Origin of the sequence: Chitinophaga sp. 22308 (assembly GCF_052045305.1) — a bacterium.
Taxonomy (GTDB): domain Bacteria; phylum Bacteroidota; class Bacteroidia; order Chitinophagales; family Chitinophagaceae; genus Chitinophaga; species Chitinophaga varians_A.
On record NZ_JBQEOP010000010.1, the window covers coordinates 66,258 to 81,937 of the forward strand.

The following is a 15,680-nucleotide window of genomic DNA, read 5'->3' on the forward strand; positions in this document are numbered from 1 at the left end:
TTATTTGTATGAACGGGCAGATTTCCCTTACTTTGCATTCCATCTAATTTTACCCATCCCTCCTCTGGACGACCTCCCCTTTTTTATTACCTACTGGTATTGTTATGATGTCTGTTTATAACCGCGATATAGTTATTGTGGGCCTGCAACCCTGGTACACAAAAATTGGCAGCAACTGCAAAAGCCTTGCGGCCGAATTCTCCAAACATAACAGGGTGTTGTATGTCAACGCCCCGATAGATCGCCGTACATCCTTCAATCGCCATGCCGGCGAGGAAATCGACCATCATAAAGAGGTCATCCGTGGAAAAGCCCCTTCATTGGTGCAGATCAGTGACAATATGTGGAACCTTTATCCCACCGCTGTTATTGAATCGATCAACTGGCTGCCGTCCACGGCTTTGTTTTCTGCCGTAAACCGCATCAACAACCGCCGCTTTGCGCGTAATATCCGTAAGGCTGTCCGGGAACTGGGTTTTAAGGATATTATCCTTTTCAATGACAATGATATTTTCAGGAGCTTCTACCTGAAAGAACTGCTGCAACCGTCGGTGTATATCTATTACAGCCGGGACAATATCCTGGCGGTGGATTACTGGCGCAAACACGGACAAACGCTGGAGCCGCAACATATCTCCAAGGCGGATATCGGCGTGGCCAATTCACTGTACCTCGCCGAACGGCTTAAAAAATACAACCCCCAGAGCCACTACATCGGCCAGGGCTGCAACCTGGAACTGTTCAATCCCGACAGGCCCATGGACACGCCGGCAGACACCGCCCATGTGAAAGGGCCGGTGATCGGTTATGTAGGCGCGCTCACCAGTTTAAGGCTGGACATCCCCCTGCTGGTCAACCTTGCATCGGAACAAAAAGACTGGAGCTTTGTGCTGGTGGGACATGAAGATGAAGATTTTAAAAAGTCGCCGTTGCATGAACTGCCCAACGTACATTTTACCGGCGGCAAACCCATGACAGAACTTCCGGCCTATGTAAAATCCTTTGATGTATGTATTAACCCACAGACGGTCAATGACCTGACTATTGGCAACTATCCGCTGAAGGTGGATGAGTACCTAGCGATGGGCAAACCGGTGGTCGCCACCCGCACTCCTACCATGAAGATGTTTGAGGATCATGTGTACCTGGCAGATGATCTCACTTCCTGGCTGCTGCAGCTGAAGGCCGCGCTGGAAGGCAACCGTCCCGAACTGGCGGCCGGCCGCAGGGCCTTTGCGCTTACCCATACCTGGGAGAACTCGGCCGCTGCGGTATATGAGGCTATCCAGGCCTATGAAGCCCGTCTATAATTTTATGAAACGTTTCACTGATTTATAGTCAGTGTCTGTACCCCTGATCTCCACAAAGTAGACACCGGTGCCCAACGCACTAAAATCGAGGCTGGTGGTAAAAACAGCGTCCATCAGGAAAGCGAACTGTTTTACGGTGACGCCGTTGCTGCTGTATATCGTGATCCTGCCGGACCGGAGGGAGCTGTGTTTGATTTTCAGCATGGCGCTGCCGCTGCCTGTTATCCTGTTGGGATAAAGGCTTACCGCTTCCGTGCCGTCGTCTGGTATGTCAGGGTCCACCACGGTGACTGTCTTCACAGCACTGGCAGTCAGTCCGCCGTTGTCTGTCACGGTTAACCGGAACGTATATACGCCTTTTTGCAGGCCTGTTGCTGTAGCCTTTACCGCATTGGGGCCGGCGATATTTGCGGCGGCGGGACCGTTCACCTGTTCCCAGCCGTATTTTACAATGGAGCCGTCGGGGTCATAGGAGCTGGAGCCGTCCAGAATTACTACAGACACTACTTTTTCATCCGGGCCGGCGTTGGCCACCGGCGGGCGGTTGTCGCCGGGCTGCGGCAGAACAGTTACGGTTACACGTGCTGAGGCAGTGGCGCCGGCATTGTCAGTGACCGTCAGCTGGAACACGTAAGTGCCAGGTGTGAGGTTGGTGACAGCGGTGATAGCCGTAGCGGGACTGCCGATAGTACCTGCCGCGGGGCCGCTTATTTTCTCCCACTTCCAGGCGGCGATGGAGCCATCCGGGTCCGCGGACGCGCTGCCGTTGAGCGTTACGCCGGCGGCTGGCGCCGTGATGGTCTGATCTGCGCCCGCATTGGCCACAGGCGGTTGATTGGTACCGGAGCTGCCGGTTACCGTCACTGTTACGTTAACGATGGCTTTTGTGCCGGCGTTATTCGTGACGGTTAACTGGAACGTATATACGCCCTGCACCAGTGAGCCGGCGGAGGTATTGCTGGAGATGTTATCTGCCAGTACGCTGGAAGAAGGACCGCTGATCTGTTTCCACTCATAGCCGGCGATAATGCCGTCGGGGTCATAGGAGCTGCTGGCGTCCAGCTGAACGCTGTTGACCGGCAGTTTGACAGAGATGTTCGTATTGGTAACGATGACCGGTTGCCTTGCCGCGGTGGCCAGTACCGTCACTGTCACCAGGTCAGACGCACTGAGGCCGCGGTTGTCTGTTACGGCCAGCTGAAAGACATAAGTGCCTGCCGCCAGGCCAGACACATTGGTAATGGCTTGCCCCGGGGCGGCGATTGTTCCAGCTGCAGGGCCGCTTACTTTTTTCCAGCTGTAGCCGGTAATGGTGCCGTCGGCATCAGAAGAGGCCGAACCGTCGAGTTTTACAGTATTTACCGGCAGGGAAATGAACAGGTCTTTGCCTGCATTGGCAGCAGGGACAATATTATTGGTACCGCTCCTGAACTCATAGGCACCTACGTCATATTTACCGTCCTGGGGGCGGGAGGTGTTTTCCAGGTCGGTAGTCAACCCCAGGTCGGTCATGTCGCGGCCTGCGTCAATAGCTTTGGAGCCAGCCACCAACCGGAAATTGCCGTTCGGCGCGTCCCCTATTCCTGCATCTGCCGGTGTTTTGAAGTTCAGATTGTTGGAGAAGTCAAACTTGATCGGATTGGCGCCTTTGATGTAATAACCTGTCTGCGGATAATCCCACTGGGTGCCGTTGGCGATCACAAGGTTGTTATATACCTTGTGCCCGACAGTAGTTTGGTCCGCATAGATTTTGATGCCATTTACCCCGGTATTGTAGACCGTGTTATTATAGATATATGCGGTGGCTGGTTCAAATACAATTTTATCGATTGCATTGATGCCTTCATAAGTAATGTTGGACACCACGTTATTGTAAACGGTATTAATTCCGGAGCCAAAGATCTGGATACCGGGATTGTAGCCTTTGTCAACGCGGTTATTGTAAATATTGAGCGTGCTGCCGCCACCGCTCATAATGCCATATCCGTGCGCGCTGTTGCGGGCGACGGCATAGTTTACCACACGGTTGTCGTGTATCTTATTGGTGCCCAGGTCGGCCATGGAGATCTGGATACCGTCACTGCCCATGTTCTCCAGGTCGTTATTATAAACTTCAAGGTCCTGGATATGATGGGATTTCATGTTCTGGCAGCTGCCGCTGGAGTACAGATAATGGGTGTTGCCGATATAGAAGCCTTCCCAGGTGGAGTTGCGGCAAAGCAGGTCATGGATTTTAATGTTTTTCATCAGAAAGGAACCCTCCCACCACTCGGGGTGGTCGCAGCTTTGTAACGTCTTTGCCTGTACGAACATACTGGCGTCATGCACGTAGACATGATGCACGTCAAAGTCAGTAGAGCCGTCGCCGAAGAAGAGGCCGAACATTTTTTCCCCGTGCTGGTTGGTACCGTTCACATCGAAGCCGTATGGCAGGTTGGCATCGCCCGTACCTTCCAGTTTAAAATAGCTGCAGGTGGAAAACACAAAGGCCGCAGCGGTGGCAGTACTATTGACGCCTACCCTTACCAGGCCGCCGCAGTTGGTGATCACGACCGGCTTATCGTTGGTGCCTGCCAACTTGCTGAATTGGATATAGTCATAATCGCCTGCCGGAATACAAAGCGTGTCTCCCGGATTGACGTTCAACTGTTTCATAGCGTCCGTATAGTAGATACCGTTACCCCGGTTGGGTTGCACCACAATGCGCTTGTTGGCCGGCGGCGGTGGCGTGGTGGCATTAAGCGAATAGGACAACATCCACTCGTATACGTTCTGCCCGGTGACCGGATCTTTATAAGCAGGGCTGTAGGCCTGTGTCCAGGCGTCATGGCCGCTGACATTGAAGATGGTCATTTTTGCAGGTGGCACGGGGGCAGGCACGGAGCTGTTGATCTTATTGACCCAGTCGATGGTCCATTGCGGGTCCACATTGGGGTCGACTTTATTATGAAATGCCCATACCGGCGTGTGGTTGGCAGCAATGACAGCCGGCAGCTCCGGACGGTCGTTGACGTTATAGGCGCCGCATACTATGGCCGCTGCAGCGTATTGTTTGGCTTTGGTGCTGTTTTCCGAGATAACGCCCCAGGCCACGCCGCCTCCCATACTGATCCCAGTGACATATATTCTGTTAGGGTCTATACGGTATTTGGTTTGCAGGTAAGCCAATAATTTGTGTACATCGTCTGACCCGGGCCATCTGATGAAAAACGGAGAGATGACAATAAAGGAATAGTTCTGGCCATTCACGGAGAAGGATGCAGGAAACTTCCCTTCCTTTATCAGTTTAGGGATACCGTTGTTCGCCACGCCTGAAATAGGCCTGGGAACGGTGGGATTGTTCGCGTCGTACTGCAATTCTCCTACCCCGTGGCAGAAGATGATCAGCGGGTATTTGTTGGTGTTGCTGTTATAGCCCTGCGGTAATGCTTCCAGATAGCCGGCAACGTTATTGACAGTTTGGGCAGGAAGGGTCACCTCCGTTTGTTGAGCGGAGACTGGTAATACAAGGGATAAAAAGAGCAGGCATACAATTGCCTTGCAGAATAGTGTGTAGCGTTTTTTCACCAGACAACGGCTTTTCGTAAAAAATGGTTGCCTATTGCATTTCACGGGGCGATGATTCCATAGTTATCTCGAGCGGAGACCTAGCAATAGTATGGGCGCAAGATAAAAGAAATTGAACAACAAATATAAAAATTATTGTATATCTATTAATTTTAAAATTAAATTATTAATAAACAATTCTTGTAGCAAATTGATTTACAGATAAAACTTTCTTTTTTCGTTGCGCTGCTACTGTTTTATTTAACAAAAAATGTATCTTGCAGCCGAATTACACCATACCCGCGTCGGACATTGTTTCTGACATCTTCACTTTATCTGTATCCTGTTAAGAACCAACATACATTGATTTAATTGTTGATTCATGGGATTTAGTCTATTGGCCACTTTACGTAACCGACATTTTCACTCTCTGCTGGGCAACCTGGTCACCGCATTTTTTAATGTATTGTCTTTTGCCATTCTGGTCAGGGTGCTTTCCCTGAACGCCTTCGGCGAATGGGTACTGTTTATTGCCACCTACAATATAATGGACCAGATACGCACCGGCTTACTGCAGTCCGGTATCATCAAGTTCTACGCCGGCGTAGAGGAAGATACGGCGCGGGGCGTGGCTGGCGCGGCCTGGTATATTTCCCTGGCGCTGACGCTGGGTTATGTATTGTTGTCCGCCATCGTATATGCGGTGGCGTATGACCGGTTCAACGATACCTGGCACCTGTTTATCGGCTGGATCGGCATCCTCACATTGCTGTCACTGCCCTGGAACTTTGCCTCCTGGATATTGCAGGCGGAACACCGGTTTGATAAAATTGTACAGATACGGCTGGTACAAAACGGCTCTTTCCTTGTCCTGTTAGGCATTCTGTTTGGATTGCATCAGATTTCCCTGCCAAATGTATTATATGCCTACGGCCTGAGCATGGCGCTGGCCAGTACCTATTGTTTCCTTTTCAGATGGACCCGCGTGCGCACCATGGTGTTCCGCACCCGTGAGCATAAAACGGCGCTGTTCCGCTTTGGCCGCATGGTGGTGGGCAGCATGGTTTCATCTTCCCTGATCAGTTATTCCGACAACCTGGTCATCCGCACCATGCTCAATCCTGCTGCTGTGGCTATTTACAGCATCCCGCAGAAATTCATGGAAGTGATCGAGATCATTCTGCGCAGCTTTGTGGCCACCTCCCAGCCTACGCTTTCCGCTGCGGCCAACAGAAAGGACTATGCCGGCGTAGCCCGCGCCTTTTGCCGTTATACCGGCACCGTCAGCATCCTGATCATTCCTTTTATCATTGTGCTGATCGTGCTGACGCAGCCACTGATCATCATCCTGGCAGACAAAGCCTATCTCGGCGCCACCGATATAGTACGCATATTCCTGTTGTCAGCCATCTTGTGGCCGATAGACCGCTTCATAGGCGTCACGCTGGACATGATCAATCTGCCGGACATCAACTTCTACAAGAATTTTCTGAAACTGCTGCTCAACATTATATGTGACGTAGCATTTGTGTACTTCTTTGCCGATGTAAGGTCTGTGGCGCTCTCCTCTTTGCTCAACGTAGTATTTGCAGCCGCCTTCGGATATTATTTCGTCAAAAAACACCTGGACGTGAGCATCCGCGACATCTGGAACTATGGCTGGCTCGAATGTATGGTCATGCTGGACAAACTGCGGAACAAGCGCGCTGTCACCAAATAACCACCCATGAGAATTGCATTTATCATACAGGTACATAAACAACCGGCCCAACTGGAACGGTTGCTCAAAAGACTGGCCCACCCGCAGGTGGACTGCTACATACACATCGACGCCAAATGTGCGCTGGCCGAATGGGAACAGGCGATTGCCCTGCCACAGGTATATCTGGTGAAAGAACGCGCCAACGTCACCTGGGCCGGCTGGGGCATTATACAGGCGTCGCTCAATGGGATGAACGCCGTGTTGCGCTCTGGCATTGACTACAGCTGGGTGACCCTGCTCAGCGGACAGGATTATCCCTTGCAGCCTGTCGATGATTTGATCTGTTTTTTGCAGCAACAAACGGGGAAACAATTTATGAACGTCATCAGCGAAGAAGCCCTCCGGCCGATGATGAGCAAAATGGAACACTATCACTTTGTGGAATATAATTTTCCGGGAAAATACAAGCTGGCGCAACTGTTGACCGCCATGCTGCCCCGCCGGAAAGCACCGCTGGGGCTGAAGCTTCACTGCGGCTCCGCCTGGTGGACGCTCACGCTGGACTGCGTACGGTTTTGTGTGGAGTATGAACAACAGCATCCGGCGCTACGCCGGTATTTCAGGCTCACCTGGGGCGCTGATGAGTTTATTTTTCAAACCATCCTGATGAACCATCAAGACTATCGTTCACAGGTGACAGATTATTTGCATTACATTGACTGGTCTGCCGGCAAGGAACATCCGAAAGCACTGGGACTGGAGGATATGGATGCGCTGTTGCAATCGGGGAAATATTTCGCCCGCAAATTTGACTATGGTTCGCCCGTGCTGGACAAGATCGATCAGCTATTAAACAACACTGTTGGCAGTCATTAAAGACATGCCAACAGTGTGTACTAAAGCTGGGCAAAAAGCTAGGATTTCTTTGGTATGTTATCTGTTTTTCTTCCACAGTGTATTAAAGCCGCCGGTAAAGCCCACCGGCAATAATTCCGCAATGCTGCAATCCAGCGTCTGCAAGGCTTTCACCCGTTTGGTAACAATAGAGAACGGGAATACGTCTTCCACAAAATTTGTTTTCGCGAAACGGACAATATGAAAATCGTTGGCCAGCGCCAGTGCTGTAAGGTCTTTACGGGTAAAGAACTGCACATGGTCCAGGTTATCGGCCTGTGACTGTACGGTAGTGCCTTTGAAGCCCAATCCTTTTTTCACTTTATTGATAAACGACCACAGGCCCGGATTGTTACGTGCCTTCAACATTGGTTTGGTCACACATACTTCGCGGGGTCCCATGCCGTTGGGCACTGTCACTACCAGGATACCGTTGTCTTTCAGTGAGGCATAGATGGTACGCAGCAACACCTCGGGGTGATGCAGATGTTCCAGCACTTCGCTGCAGATAACCGCATCGTACTGTTGACCTTTGGCTGTCAGCTCTTCTGCGCTGATAGCCTCAAAGGCCACATTCGGCAATTTGTTTTTGCTGCGGGCCACGTCAATGGTTTTCTGGCTGATATCGATGCCCAGCACGTTATAGCCGAACTGGCCAAGGTGCCTGCTGATAACGCCGTTTCCACAGCCCACGTCCAGTACATGCGCGTTGGCCGGAATTTCTTTTTGCAGGCTTTCCGTAATAAAATTCAGACGTTTGATATCTGCAATCCTTTCGTATTCGTAGGTGATCACTGGCTGTGTCATGATGATTTATGATTTAAAAAGCTGGTGATAAACCGCTTCTATTTTTTTGGTAACCGCTGTCACGTTGTACCGGCTGCGTATAGCCGTGGCAGCGCTGAACTGTAAACGCTTGCGCAGCGTGGGGTCTTTGGCCAGCCTTACAATGGCCGAAGCCAGCGCACCAGGATGGGAAGCTGGTATCAGCAGCCCGTTCTCTTCATGGGTAATGGCTTCCCGGGTACCGTCCACATCAGAGGCGATCACGGCCTTGCCCATGGCCATAGCTTCCAGCACGCCGATCGGAAATCCTTCCCAGAGAGAAGGCAGACAATATATGTCGGCAGCATTCAGCACGGCCGGCACATCCTGCCGGAATTTATCGAAGATCACATGACCGGTAATGCCCAGTTCCTTTGCCGTATCTTCGGCGGCCTGCTTTAATTCACCTTCTCCTACCATCAGCAGCGTGATCTTTGGCACCTGCGCGAGCACCTGTGCGAAGGCCCGGAGCATAGTCACCGGATCTTTTTGTAAAGTCATCCGGGCAATATAACAAACCACCAGGTGGTCTGCCGGAATACCATAAGCAGCCTTCACATCTGGATAGACGCCTTCGGCATTGAATTTCTCCAGGTTCACCCCATTGGGGATCACGGTGGCCCTGAAAGCGCCAAACGCCTTCTGGCCGGTGTTGCGGTTGGAGTCCGACACACAGATGTTGTGTTGGACCATGCGGGTGATGAACTTCTCAGCAGCCACCCTAGCCCTTTTGGCCAGTGGATGCAGCCCTTCATGAAAAGACCATCCGTGGATGGTATATACTACCGGGATCCCAAGGCTTCGGGCCGCCCACAATATGTTTGTGTTGGCCCTGGTGCCATGGGCGTGTACGATGTCAATTTGATGCGAACGGATAAACTTTTTTACGGCCATCCATACAGACAGATCAAAGGCTTTGCTGCTGCCGATCACCTGCACCGGAATGTTCATGGACTGCAGCGCAGTGACCATTGGTCCGTCAGTGAAAGAAAGCACCACTACCTCAAACTGTGTTTTGTCCAGTGACGCCACCAGGTCCAGCACATGGCTTTCCCCTCCCCCTATCTTGCCCTGGCGGATCGTCTCCAATACCTTTATCTTTCGTTGTTGCGCCATTGATGCTTCGTTTGTTCCTTACAGTTTTGCTATCCACCGGTTATACCAAAGCTGGAAAACCAGAATGTTCCATAATTTCTGATGGCTCACCTTACCGCCTGACAGATATTGCTGCAACAGCTGTTGTATATGCGGGGCATGGAACAGGTTGGTCTTGTTCAGTCTTTCCGGCGACAGGTAATACTGCATCTGTTCTTTCAGATCGTCGCGGAACCACTCCTGCAACGGGGCGATGAACGGACGTTTGGGCCTGTCCATCAATGCCGGCGGGATGTACTTGTGAACGATCTGTTTGAGGATGTATTTATTGGTATTGTTTTTAACTTTCAGTGATGCCGGCACCTGGGCCAGGAACTCCACCAGGCGGTGGTCCAGCATGGGTTCTCGGCCTTCGATGCCAACGGACATAGTGGCCCGGTCCACCTTTACCAGGTTGTTATCTGCCAGGAAGGTTTTGTAATCCACGGCCAGTAAGCGGTTCAGCGGATCATTCACCCCCGTCAGCTCTCCGTTGAGATCGAAATTGGTTTTGTAATTATCCGGCTGCCTGCCGGTGTAGCGGGCCACTTCACTTTCCGTGAGATATTGCGCAATGTATTTCATAGCCTCCTGCGGCTTACCGGAAGCCCATATCAGCTTCATTTTTTCATACCGCGAAGAGAAATTGTATTGCTTGTTAAAGTACGGAATAACCTCCGGGTTCACCCAGCCCATAACGGTGCTAAGCACTTGCTGTATACCTCGTGGCAGTTGACTGGTATATGACAGGGACTGATTGAACTTATTGTAACCTGCAAAAATTTCATCGCCGCCATCGGCAGACAGGGCCACTTTCACCTGCCGGCTCGCCAGTTTGCTGACCAGCGTAGTTGGCACCGTGGAGTTGTCGGCAAACGGCTCGTCATAGATCTCCGGCAGCTGTTCCAGCACACCTTTTGCATCTTCAGGGCCGATAATCCATTCATGATGGTCTGTTCCCAGATGTTGCGCGATCTTGCGTGCCTCTGCCGATTCGTCCCACTGTTTTTCCTTATACCCAATGGTAAAGGTTTTAATACGGGAGGACGAGCCGTGCTGCAACATAGCCGCCACACTAGCGCTGTCATAACCGCCGCTGAGAAACACTCCCACCGGCACATCGGCCACCATGCGGTATTGATAGGCGCTTAACATCAGCTCTTCGGTCTTTTCCAGCACTTCATTTTCATGCAGGGTGGTCAGTGGCTGATGATAGGCATTTAATACATTCCAGTATTCTTTTTCTGTCGTCACCGCATTGCTGAGCGATATCTCCAACAGATGGCCGGGCCTCAGTTTGCGGGTATCGGTATAAATGGTGTAAGGACCGGGTATGTAGCTGTACTGCAAGAAAAGCGACATACTTTTCACATCGATCTGCCGTGGAAAAAACGGGCATTCACAGAGGCTTTTGAGCTCTGAACCGAACAACAGCGTACTGCCGTCCCAGTAGTAATACAAAGGTTTTACACCGGCGCGGTCCCTGCAGAGGACCACTTTTTCTGCATTGCGGTCCAGCATTACAAAGGCAAACATGCCGATACAACGGTCCAGCACTTTTTCTTTCCAGGCATGGTAACCTTTAATCAGCACTTCGGTATCAGATGAAGACTGGAAGGTGTAGCCCAGCTTCTCCAGGTCAGCCCGGATCTCTTTGAAATTGTATATCTCCCCGTTAAAAACCAGGGAAAGGTGGGTGAAGTGCATCGGTTGATGGCCCAGCGCGCTCAGGTCCTGTATGGACAAACGGCGTTGTCCCAGGCCGATGCTCGCGGCACCATGTTCCATCACTTCATATCCTTTATCATTCGGCCCGCGATGTGCCAGCACGTCTGTCATCCGATGCAGCATGTCTGCATCGGCTCTTTTTTTGAAGTCAATAAATCCTGCTATGCCGCACATGGGTCAGTATTACGTTTTAGGTGTGTAAGGTTCCACATGATTCCTTTCCAGAAGGCTTTGAGATGGGCCGATTCCCTTTTCAGTATAAACTGCAGGGTATTTTTGGGCACCGTCAGCAAGGAGAAATAAGCCATAAACACCATTCTGGCAGGCAGTTTCACGTTCCTTCTCATAAACAGCAACCGGTTACGGGTGATGTAATATGTTTTCAACGGACTGTTTTTGCCCGTTGTCATGGATTCTTTATGATAAATCAGTGATTTGTACTGGTAATAGATTTTATAACCCTGGCGCTTGAACTGCTCGCACCAGTCGAACTCCTCGTAGTAGAGAAAATACAGCTCAGGCATCAGTCCCACTTTTTCCAACGCAGCGCGGGATATCATCATGGCGCCACCGTGGGCGTAGTTGGTCTCTGATATTGTGTCGTATTGTCCTCTGTCCTCTTCCCTGCAGCCGATCATGCTGTTACGTCCGGTAAAGATGTCCACCGCGCGGTAACCGGCATATTCCAGCGTGCCTTTATGAAAGTAGTAGTGAAATTTGGGGCTTACCACGCCTGCGTCCGGATACTGGTCAAATATTTCCAGCAGTCCTTCTATGAGGCCCGGCGTAAACTCCGTGTCATTGTTGACCAGGAAGAGAAACTGTCCCCTGGCGGCTTTCACGCCGAGGTTGTTGCCGCCGGCAAAACCCTTATTGACCTGGCTGCAGATCACCTGCACCCCGGGATAGGCGGCTTCAAACAAAGCTGTCGGATTTTCTGTCGAGGCATTGTCTACCACGATCACCTCTGTATGGCGATAACTGTTTTTCGCCAGTGAATGCAGCAGGTCACAGGTCACCGCACTGTTGTTGTAGTTGACCGTAATGATAGACACCAACGGGGACGATATGTTATTTTCTGGCTGCATCTAACAAAGGATTATCGATTTCCGTTTTTGTATGTTGCGTGTGAATGAAAGTATTGTTGGCCCCTTTCAACCGGAACATCAGCGACACCATGATCCATACCGCTTTGGGCAGTCCTGTCAGTGCGGTGAAGAAATAGCGGGTAAAAAACAGGCGCGGTAACGGCAGCAACAGGCTGAGGATGTTGAGCAGAAAAACAACGGCCCACCACCACGCAGGTATTGACAATGACCGTTGCAGCAGGAAAGCCAGCGCTGTGCAGCACAGGAGGCCTGCCAGCAGGATCATTCTCGGCAACAAAATATTCTGGCATACGGCCAAGTTAAAGTAATTGACGTTGCCTTTCCAAAGCTGCGCCCAACCTTTGCCCCAATAGGTGCGCAGGTAAACGAACTGGCTGGACACCCAGCGTTTGCGCTGGTTCTGGAATGCTTCGGAGCTTTCCACTTTTTCATCGAAGATGCAAGCATCTTCCAGATAATAAACAGGATATCCTTTTTCTATCAACAGCAGTTGCAGCACCTTGTCAAAACCGCCGGTAGCCTGAATTTCCTTCAGGACACTTTTCGCCAGCGGATAGTGAAAGGCCATACCGGAGCCTATCACGGAAGAAGAAAGCCCCAATACATTGGCCCCTTTTCGGTACAGATGATTGGCCACGATTTCGTTTACCGCGTCCAGCACGGCAAACGGGCTGTCCATGTTTTTAGCTACGCGGCGCCCCTGAATGGCATGGTGGCCTTGCTGGTAAGCCTGATTGATCTTCTCCAGGAAAGATGTTTCCAGTACGTTGTCCGCATCGCAGATCAGCGCTATATCATAATCATCGCCCAACTGCTCAAACGCGGCGTTGAGTGATTTTGCCTTTGTGCTTTTATCGAATGACACCTCGACCACGCTGATGCCGTCCTGTCTCAACTGCCGCACCGTGGCAGGCTGCAGCGAATCTGCCACCACAATCGTCTCAAAGCTGGCGGCAGGATATGACTGTTTCGCATAGCTGCGGGCAGTAGACAATATAATGGCGTCTTCCCGGTAAGCCGGCACCAATATCGCGATACGCGCGTAGCGGACGTCGGCAGCCTGTGTGGCCAGGTTCTTTTTCCGGGCCAGGCGGCCGGCCACAGACAGCACAAGATTATACAGTACACATGCAGCCAGGTAAGCAAACAGTAAAATTTCTATGAGGTGCAGCAACATTACACGTTATCTTTTTGTATCAGCGCTTTCGGTGTGTTCATGATCAACCACATATCATAAGCGAATGAATTGCGGTATGCGTAGTTGATGTCCAGTTCTATCCTTTCTTCGGCAGACATTTCTTTTTTACCGCGTTTGCTGATCTGCCACAATCCGGTGATACCGGCAGGCGCGATGAAACGTTCCGCCCACTCGTCGGTGGTAAGGGTGGCTGCTTCATACAGCGGCAGCGGCCTGTTGCCCACCAGCGACATGTCGCCTTTCAATACATTGAACAGCTGCGGTATCTCGTCCAGGCTGGTATTGCGGAGAAAATTGCCAAGGCGGGTGATGCGTGGGTCGTTGGACACCTTGTAAAACACCGCCCCTTTATCATTATTGCCGTACTGATTAAGATGTTTCAGTTTGGCCAGCTGTTTGTCGGCATCCGCCACCATGGTACGGAACTTATAGAACTTGAAGATCTTGTAGTTTTTGCCGGCGCGCGGAGAGGCGTAAAACACATTGCCTTTGGATTCCAGCTTGATGGCTATTGCTATCAGCAGCATCACCGGGCTGGCGATCAGCAACAGCGAGGTGGAGGCTATGATATCAAAAGCACGTTTCAGGAAATAGCCCCAGCGGTTGCTTTTCTGCGCCAATACCGGGAGCGCGGGCTCCTGCTGCACTGGCGGCAGCTGTTGCATATTTTTAAACCTGGTGACGAACTCGATTTTACCGGGAAGATCGTTGAATGTTTCCCGGGTAATGACATCGTCTACAAACGGAAACTCTTTTTTCAGCGAGCGGACACGGTCCGTCACCCTGTCTGTCAACAGAAAGAATGGCACCGCAGTCATCGCCGGCTGAAGCGTGAAGAATTCCTTCCATTGGGACAGCCCTGTTTCAAAACCATTGTTCACCCGGAAAACGATCGCAGCAGGCAAACGGCGGTACAGCCGTTTTAATTCAGTGATCACTTTCTCCGCTCCTGCCACATTGCTGACCAGCAGGTTTCTGAAATTGGGCATGTCATCCGACAGTTTGTGCTGGAATTGTCCAACCATCAACACGGTTTTCTCATTTACCAGATCGCGAATAACAGCGCCGGTAGTCGCTTCCACATTCGGTACATTCTCACAGACAAAGGGTTGCAAAGTAGGTGTAGTAAGTTTATCCATTTTTTCGGGATTATATAACAGCAACATGATTTTGGTTATCCGGCAATAGCCACCAGCTGGCGGTTAATAGCCTGGCCCACCGTTTCCAGTAACCGCATCGGGTCAAATGGCTTTTGTACAAACGCATGTACATTATGGTATTTGTGTCCCAGCTCAGCATTGTGCATTTCCACGTCCGGCTGACTGGACAACACCACTACCGGTATATTCTGATATAAGCCGCTGCCGGAAAGGTATTCCAACAGTTCCCATCCGTTGATATTAGGCATCTGCAGATCGCTGACAATGCAATCCACTGCATTACCTTTACCAAGCCAGGTAAGTGCTACAAATCCATCAGCAGCCGATACCACATTATATTCCTTGCTCAACATTGCCTCCAGCAGAAATCTGATTGGTGCGCTATCATCAATTATCAATATTGTCTTTTTCATGACCTTATATTAAGAGACTACTTATCAATTTTTTTATACTGCACGGGTGCAGCATGGTAAATAAACATGATGGCTTTAAATGGGATAAGGTCAGGTGTCAGGTTAATCAGGTTAAGCGGTCTCTCAGGAGGATGTAGGTGAATTACTACTGCGACTCTAATCGCTGGCTATGGTGTATGTCGATAATTGTAATCGACGGGTGTAAAATTAGAATAATCCTTTTATCTCTAATCTATAATTTGGTAAACGGTAGTTTTTTCCCTGTAAAAGTCAGAAATTTCACTGTAAACGAAATTCATGTGCAACAAAAGCAACTGACAATGAAGAAATGAAACAACACACCATATATTACCGCAGGTGATTGTTATATAGTATATCATCAATTTAAGGATCACCAACAACCTTAACTGATTCAGTTTCTCAGTACTATGAAATATTTTCAACCCGGATTTTTAATCGTTCACCAACAAAAAACTGCATTTCGCCCAAAAAAAAGACTTCATAAAAAATTGCCTCGTAATTTAGCGCCGTAAACCGGATATGCCACAGGCCATTTATTACATGTCGGAACATATGCCGCACCCCGTAATGTCGCCGGTTTTTCACCTACACACCTATCTGACCACATCCTTCGACAAAACCAACTAGACGCTGGTTGGAT

The 15,680-nt window shown here is 50.4% G+C and carries 11 protein-coding genes; 3 read left to right on the top strand and 8 right to left on the bottom strand.

The annotated features are described in order from the left end of the window. Nucleotides 1-104: 104 nt before the first annotated feature. The gene (locus ACTJJS_RS31065; protein WP_440667702.1) at nt 105-1,310 is read left to right on the top strand and encodes a glycosyltransferase; all 1,206 of its coding nucleotides are present in this window, start codon (nt 105-107) and stop codon (nt 1,308-1,310) included. On the opposite strand, the gene ACTJJS_RS31070 is transcribed toward ACTJJS_RS31065, so the two are convergent. Continuing rightward, complete coding sequence (locus tag ACTJJS_RS31070; protein WP_440667704.1) at nt 1,305-4,877, bottom strand: PKD domain-containing protein; 3,573 nt, start codon at nt 4,875-4,877, stop codon at nt 1,305-1,307. The genes ACTJJS_RS31065 and ACTJJS_RS31070 overlap by 6 nt on opposite strands. 361 nt (nt 4,878-5,238) lie before the next feature. On the opposite strand from ACTJJS_RS31070, the gene ACTJJS_RS31075 reads away from it, so the two are divergent. Further along, nucleotides 5,239-6,576 (top strand): lipopolysaccharide biosynthesis protein, encoded by a 1,338-nt coding sequence (locus ACTJJS_RS31075; protein ID WP_440667706.1) that lies wholly within the window; start codon nt 5,239-5,241, stop codon nt 6,574-6,576. Nucleotides 6,577-6,582: 6 nt separating this feature from the next. Beyond that, nucleotides 6,583-7,434 (top strand): beta-1,6-N-acetylglucosaminyltransferase, encoded by an 852-nt coding sequence (locus tag ACTJJS_RS31080; RefSeq protein WP_440667708.1) that lies wholly within the window; start codon nt 6,583-6,585, stop codon nt 7,432-7,434. A 57-nt stretch (nt 7,435-7,491) separates the two neighbouring features. On the opposite strand, the gene ACTJJS_RS31085 is transcribed toward ACTJJS_RS31080, so the two are convergent. From ACTJJS_RS31085 to ACTJJS_RS31115, 7 genes are read right to left on the bottom strand one after another with little or no spacing between them, the layout of a single operon-like run. Further along, nucleotides 7,492-8,259: a class I SAM-dependent methyltransferase gene (locus ACTJJS_RS31085; protein WP_168875052.1), complete on the bottom strand. Its 768-nt coding sequence runs from the start codon at nt 8,257-8,259 to the stop codon at nt 7,492-7,494. A 6-nt stretch (nt 8,260-8,265) separates the two neighbouring features. Next, entirely contained in the window at nt 8,266-9,393 is a 1,128-nt protein-coding gene (locus tag ACTJJS_RS31090) for a glycosyltransferase family 4 protein (protein WP_440667710.1), read from the bottom strand. Nucleotides 9,394-9,411: 18 nt separating this feature from the next. Then, entirely contained in the window at nt 9,412-11,313 is a 1,902-nt protein-coding gene (asnB, locus tag ACTJJS_RS31095) for an asparagine synthase (glutamine-hydrolyzing) (RefSeq protein WP_440667712.1), read from the bottom strand. Beyond that, nucleotides 11,301-12,227: a glycosyltransferase family 2 protein gene (locus ACTJJS_RS31100; RefSeq protein ID WP_440667714.1), complete on the bottom strand. Its 927-nt coding sequence runs from the start codon at nt 12,225-12,227 to the stop codon at nt 11,301-11,303. Before ACTJJS_RS31100 ends, asnB begins: the two co-directional genes overlap by 13 nt. Next, nucleotides 12,211-13,425, bottom strand: coding sequence for a glycosyltransferase (locus ACTJJS_RS31105; RefSeq protein ID WP_440667716.1), 1,215 nt, complete (start codon nt 13,423-13,425; stop codon nt 12,211-12,213). Before ACTJJS_RS31105 ends, ACTJJS_RS31100 begins: the two co-directional genes overlap by 17 nt. Then, on the bottom strand, nt 13,425-14,585 hold the full coding sequence (locus ACTJJS_RS31110) for a sugar transferase (protein WP_440667718.1): 1,161 nt from the start codon (nt 14,583-14,585) through the stop codon (nt 13,425-13,427). Before ACTJJS_RS31110 ends, ACTJJS_RS31105 begins: the two co-directional genes overlap by 1 nt. A 35-nt stretch (nt 14,586-14,620) precedes the next feature. Further along, a complete protein-coding gene (locus ACTJJS_RS31115) occupies nt 14,621-15,019 on the bottom strand; it encodes a response regulator (RefSeq protein ID WP_168875047.1) in 399 nt (132 codons plus the stop codon). Nucleotides 15,020-15,680 lie beyond the last annotated feature (661 nt).

Excerpts from the sequence above, each read along its gene's own strand:
- ACTJJS_RS31110 (WP_440667718.1), bottom strand. The coding sequence starts at position 14,585 with ATGGATAAACTTACTACACCTACTTTGCAACCCTTTGTCTGTGAGAAT.
- ACTJJS_RS31085 (WP_168875052.1), bottom strand. The coding sequence starts at position 8,259 with ATGACACAGCCAGTGATCACCTACGAATACGAAAGGATTGCAGATATC.
- ACTJJS_RS31080 (WP_440667708.1), top strand. The coding sequence starts at position 6,583 with ATGAGAATTGCATTTATCATACAGGTACATAAACAACCGGCCCAACTG.
- ACTJJS_RS31065 (WP_440667702.1), top strand. The coding sequence starts at position 105 with ATGATGTCTGTTTATAACCGCGATATAGTTATTGTGGGCCTGCAACCC.
- asnB (WP_440667712.1), bottom strand. The coding sequence starts at position 11,313 with ATGTGCGGCATAGCAGGATTTATTGACTTCAAAAAAAGAGCCGATGCA.
- ACTJJS_RS31115 (WP_168875047.1), bottom strand. The coding sequence starts at position 15,019 with ATGAAAAAGACAATATTGATAATTGATGATAGCGCACCAATCAGATTT.
- ACTJJS_RS31105 (WP_440667716.1), bottom strand. The coding sequence starts at position 13,425 with ATGTTGCTGCACCTCATAGAAATTTTACTGTTTGCTTACCTGGCTGCA.
- ACTJJS_RS31100 (WP_440667714.1), bottom strand. The coding sequence starts at position 12,227 with ATGCAGCCAGAAAATAACATATCGTCCCCGTTGGTGTCTATCATTACG.
- ACTJJS_RS31075 (WP_440667706.1), top strand. The coding sequence starts at position 5,239 with ATGGGATTTAGTCTATTGGCCACTTTACGTAACCGACATTTTCACTCT.
- ACTJJS_RS31090 (WP_440667710.1), bottom strand. The coding sequence starts at position 9,393 with ATGGCGCAACAACGAAAGATAAAGGTATTGGAGACGATCCGCCAGGGC.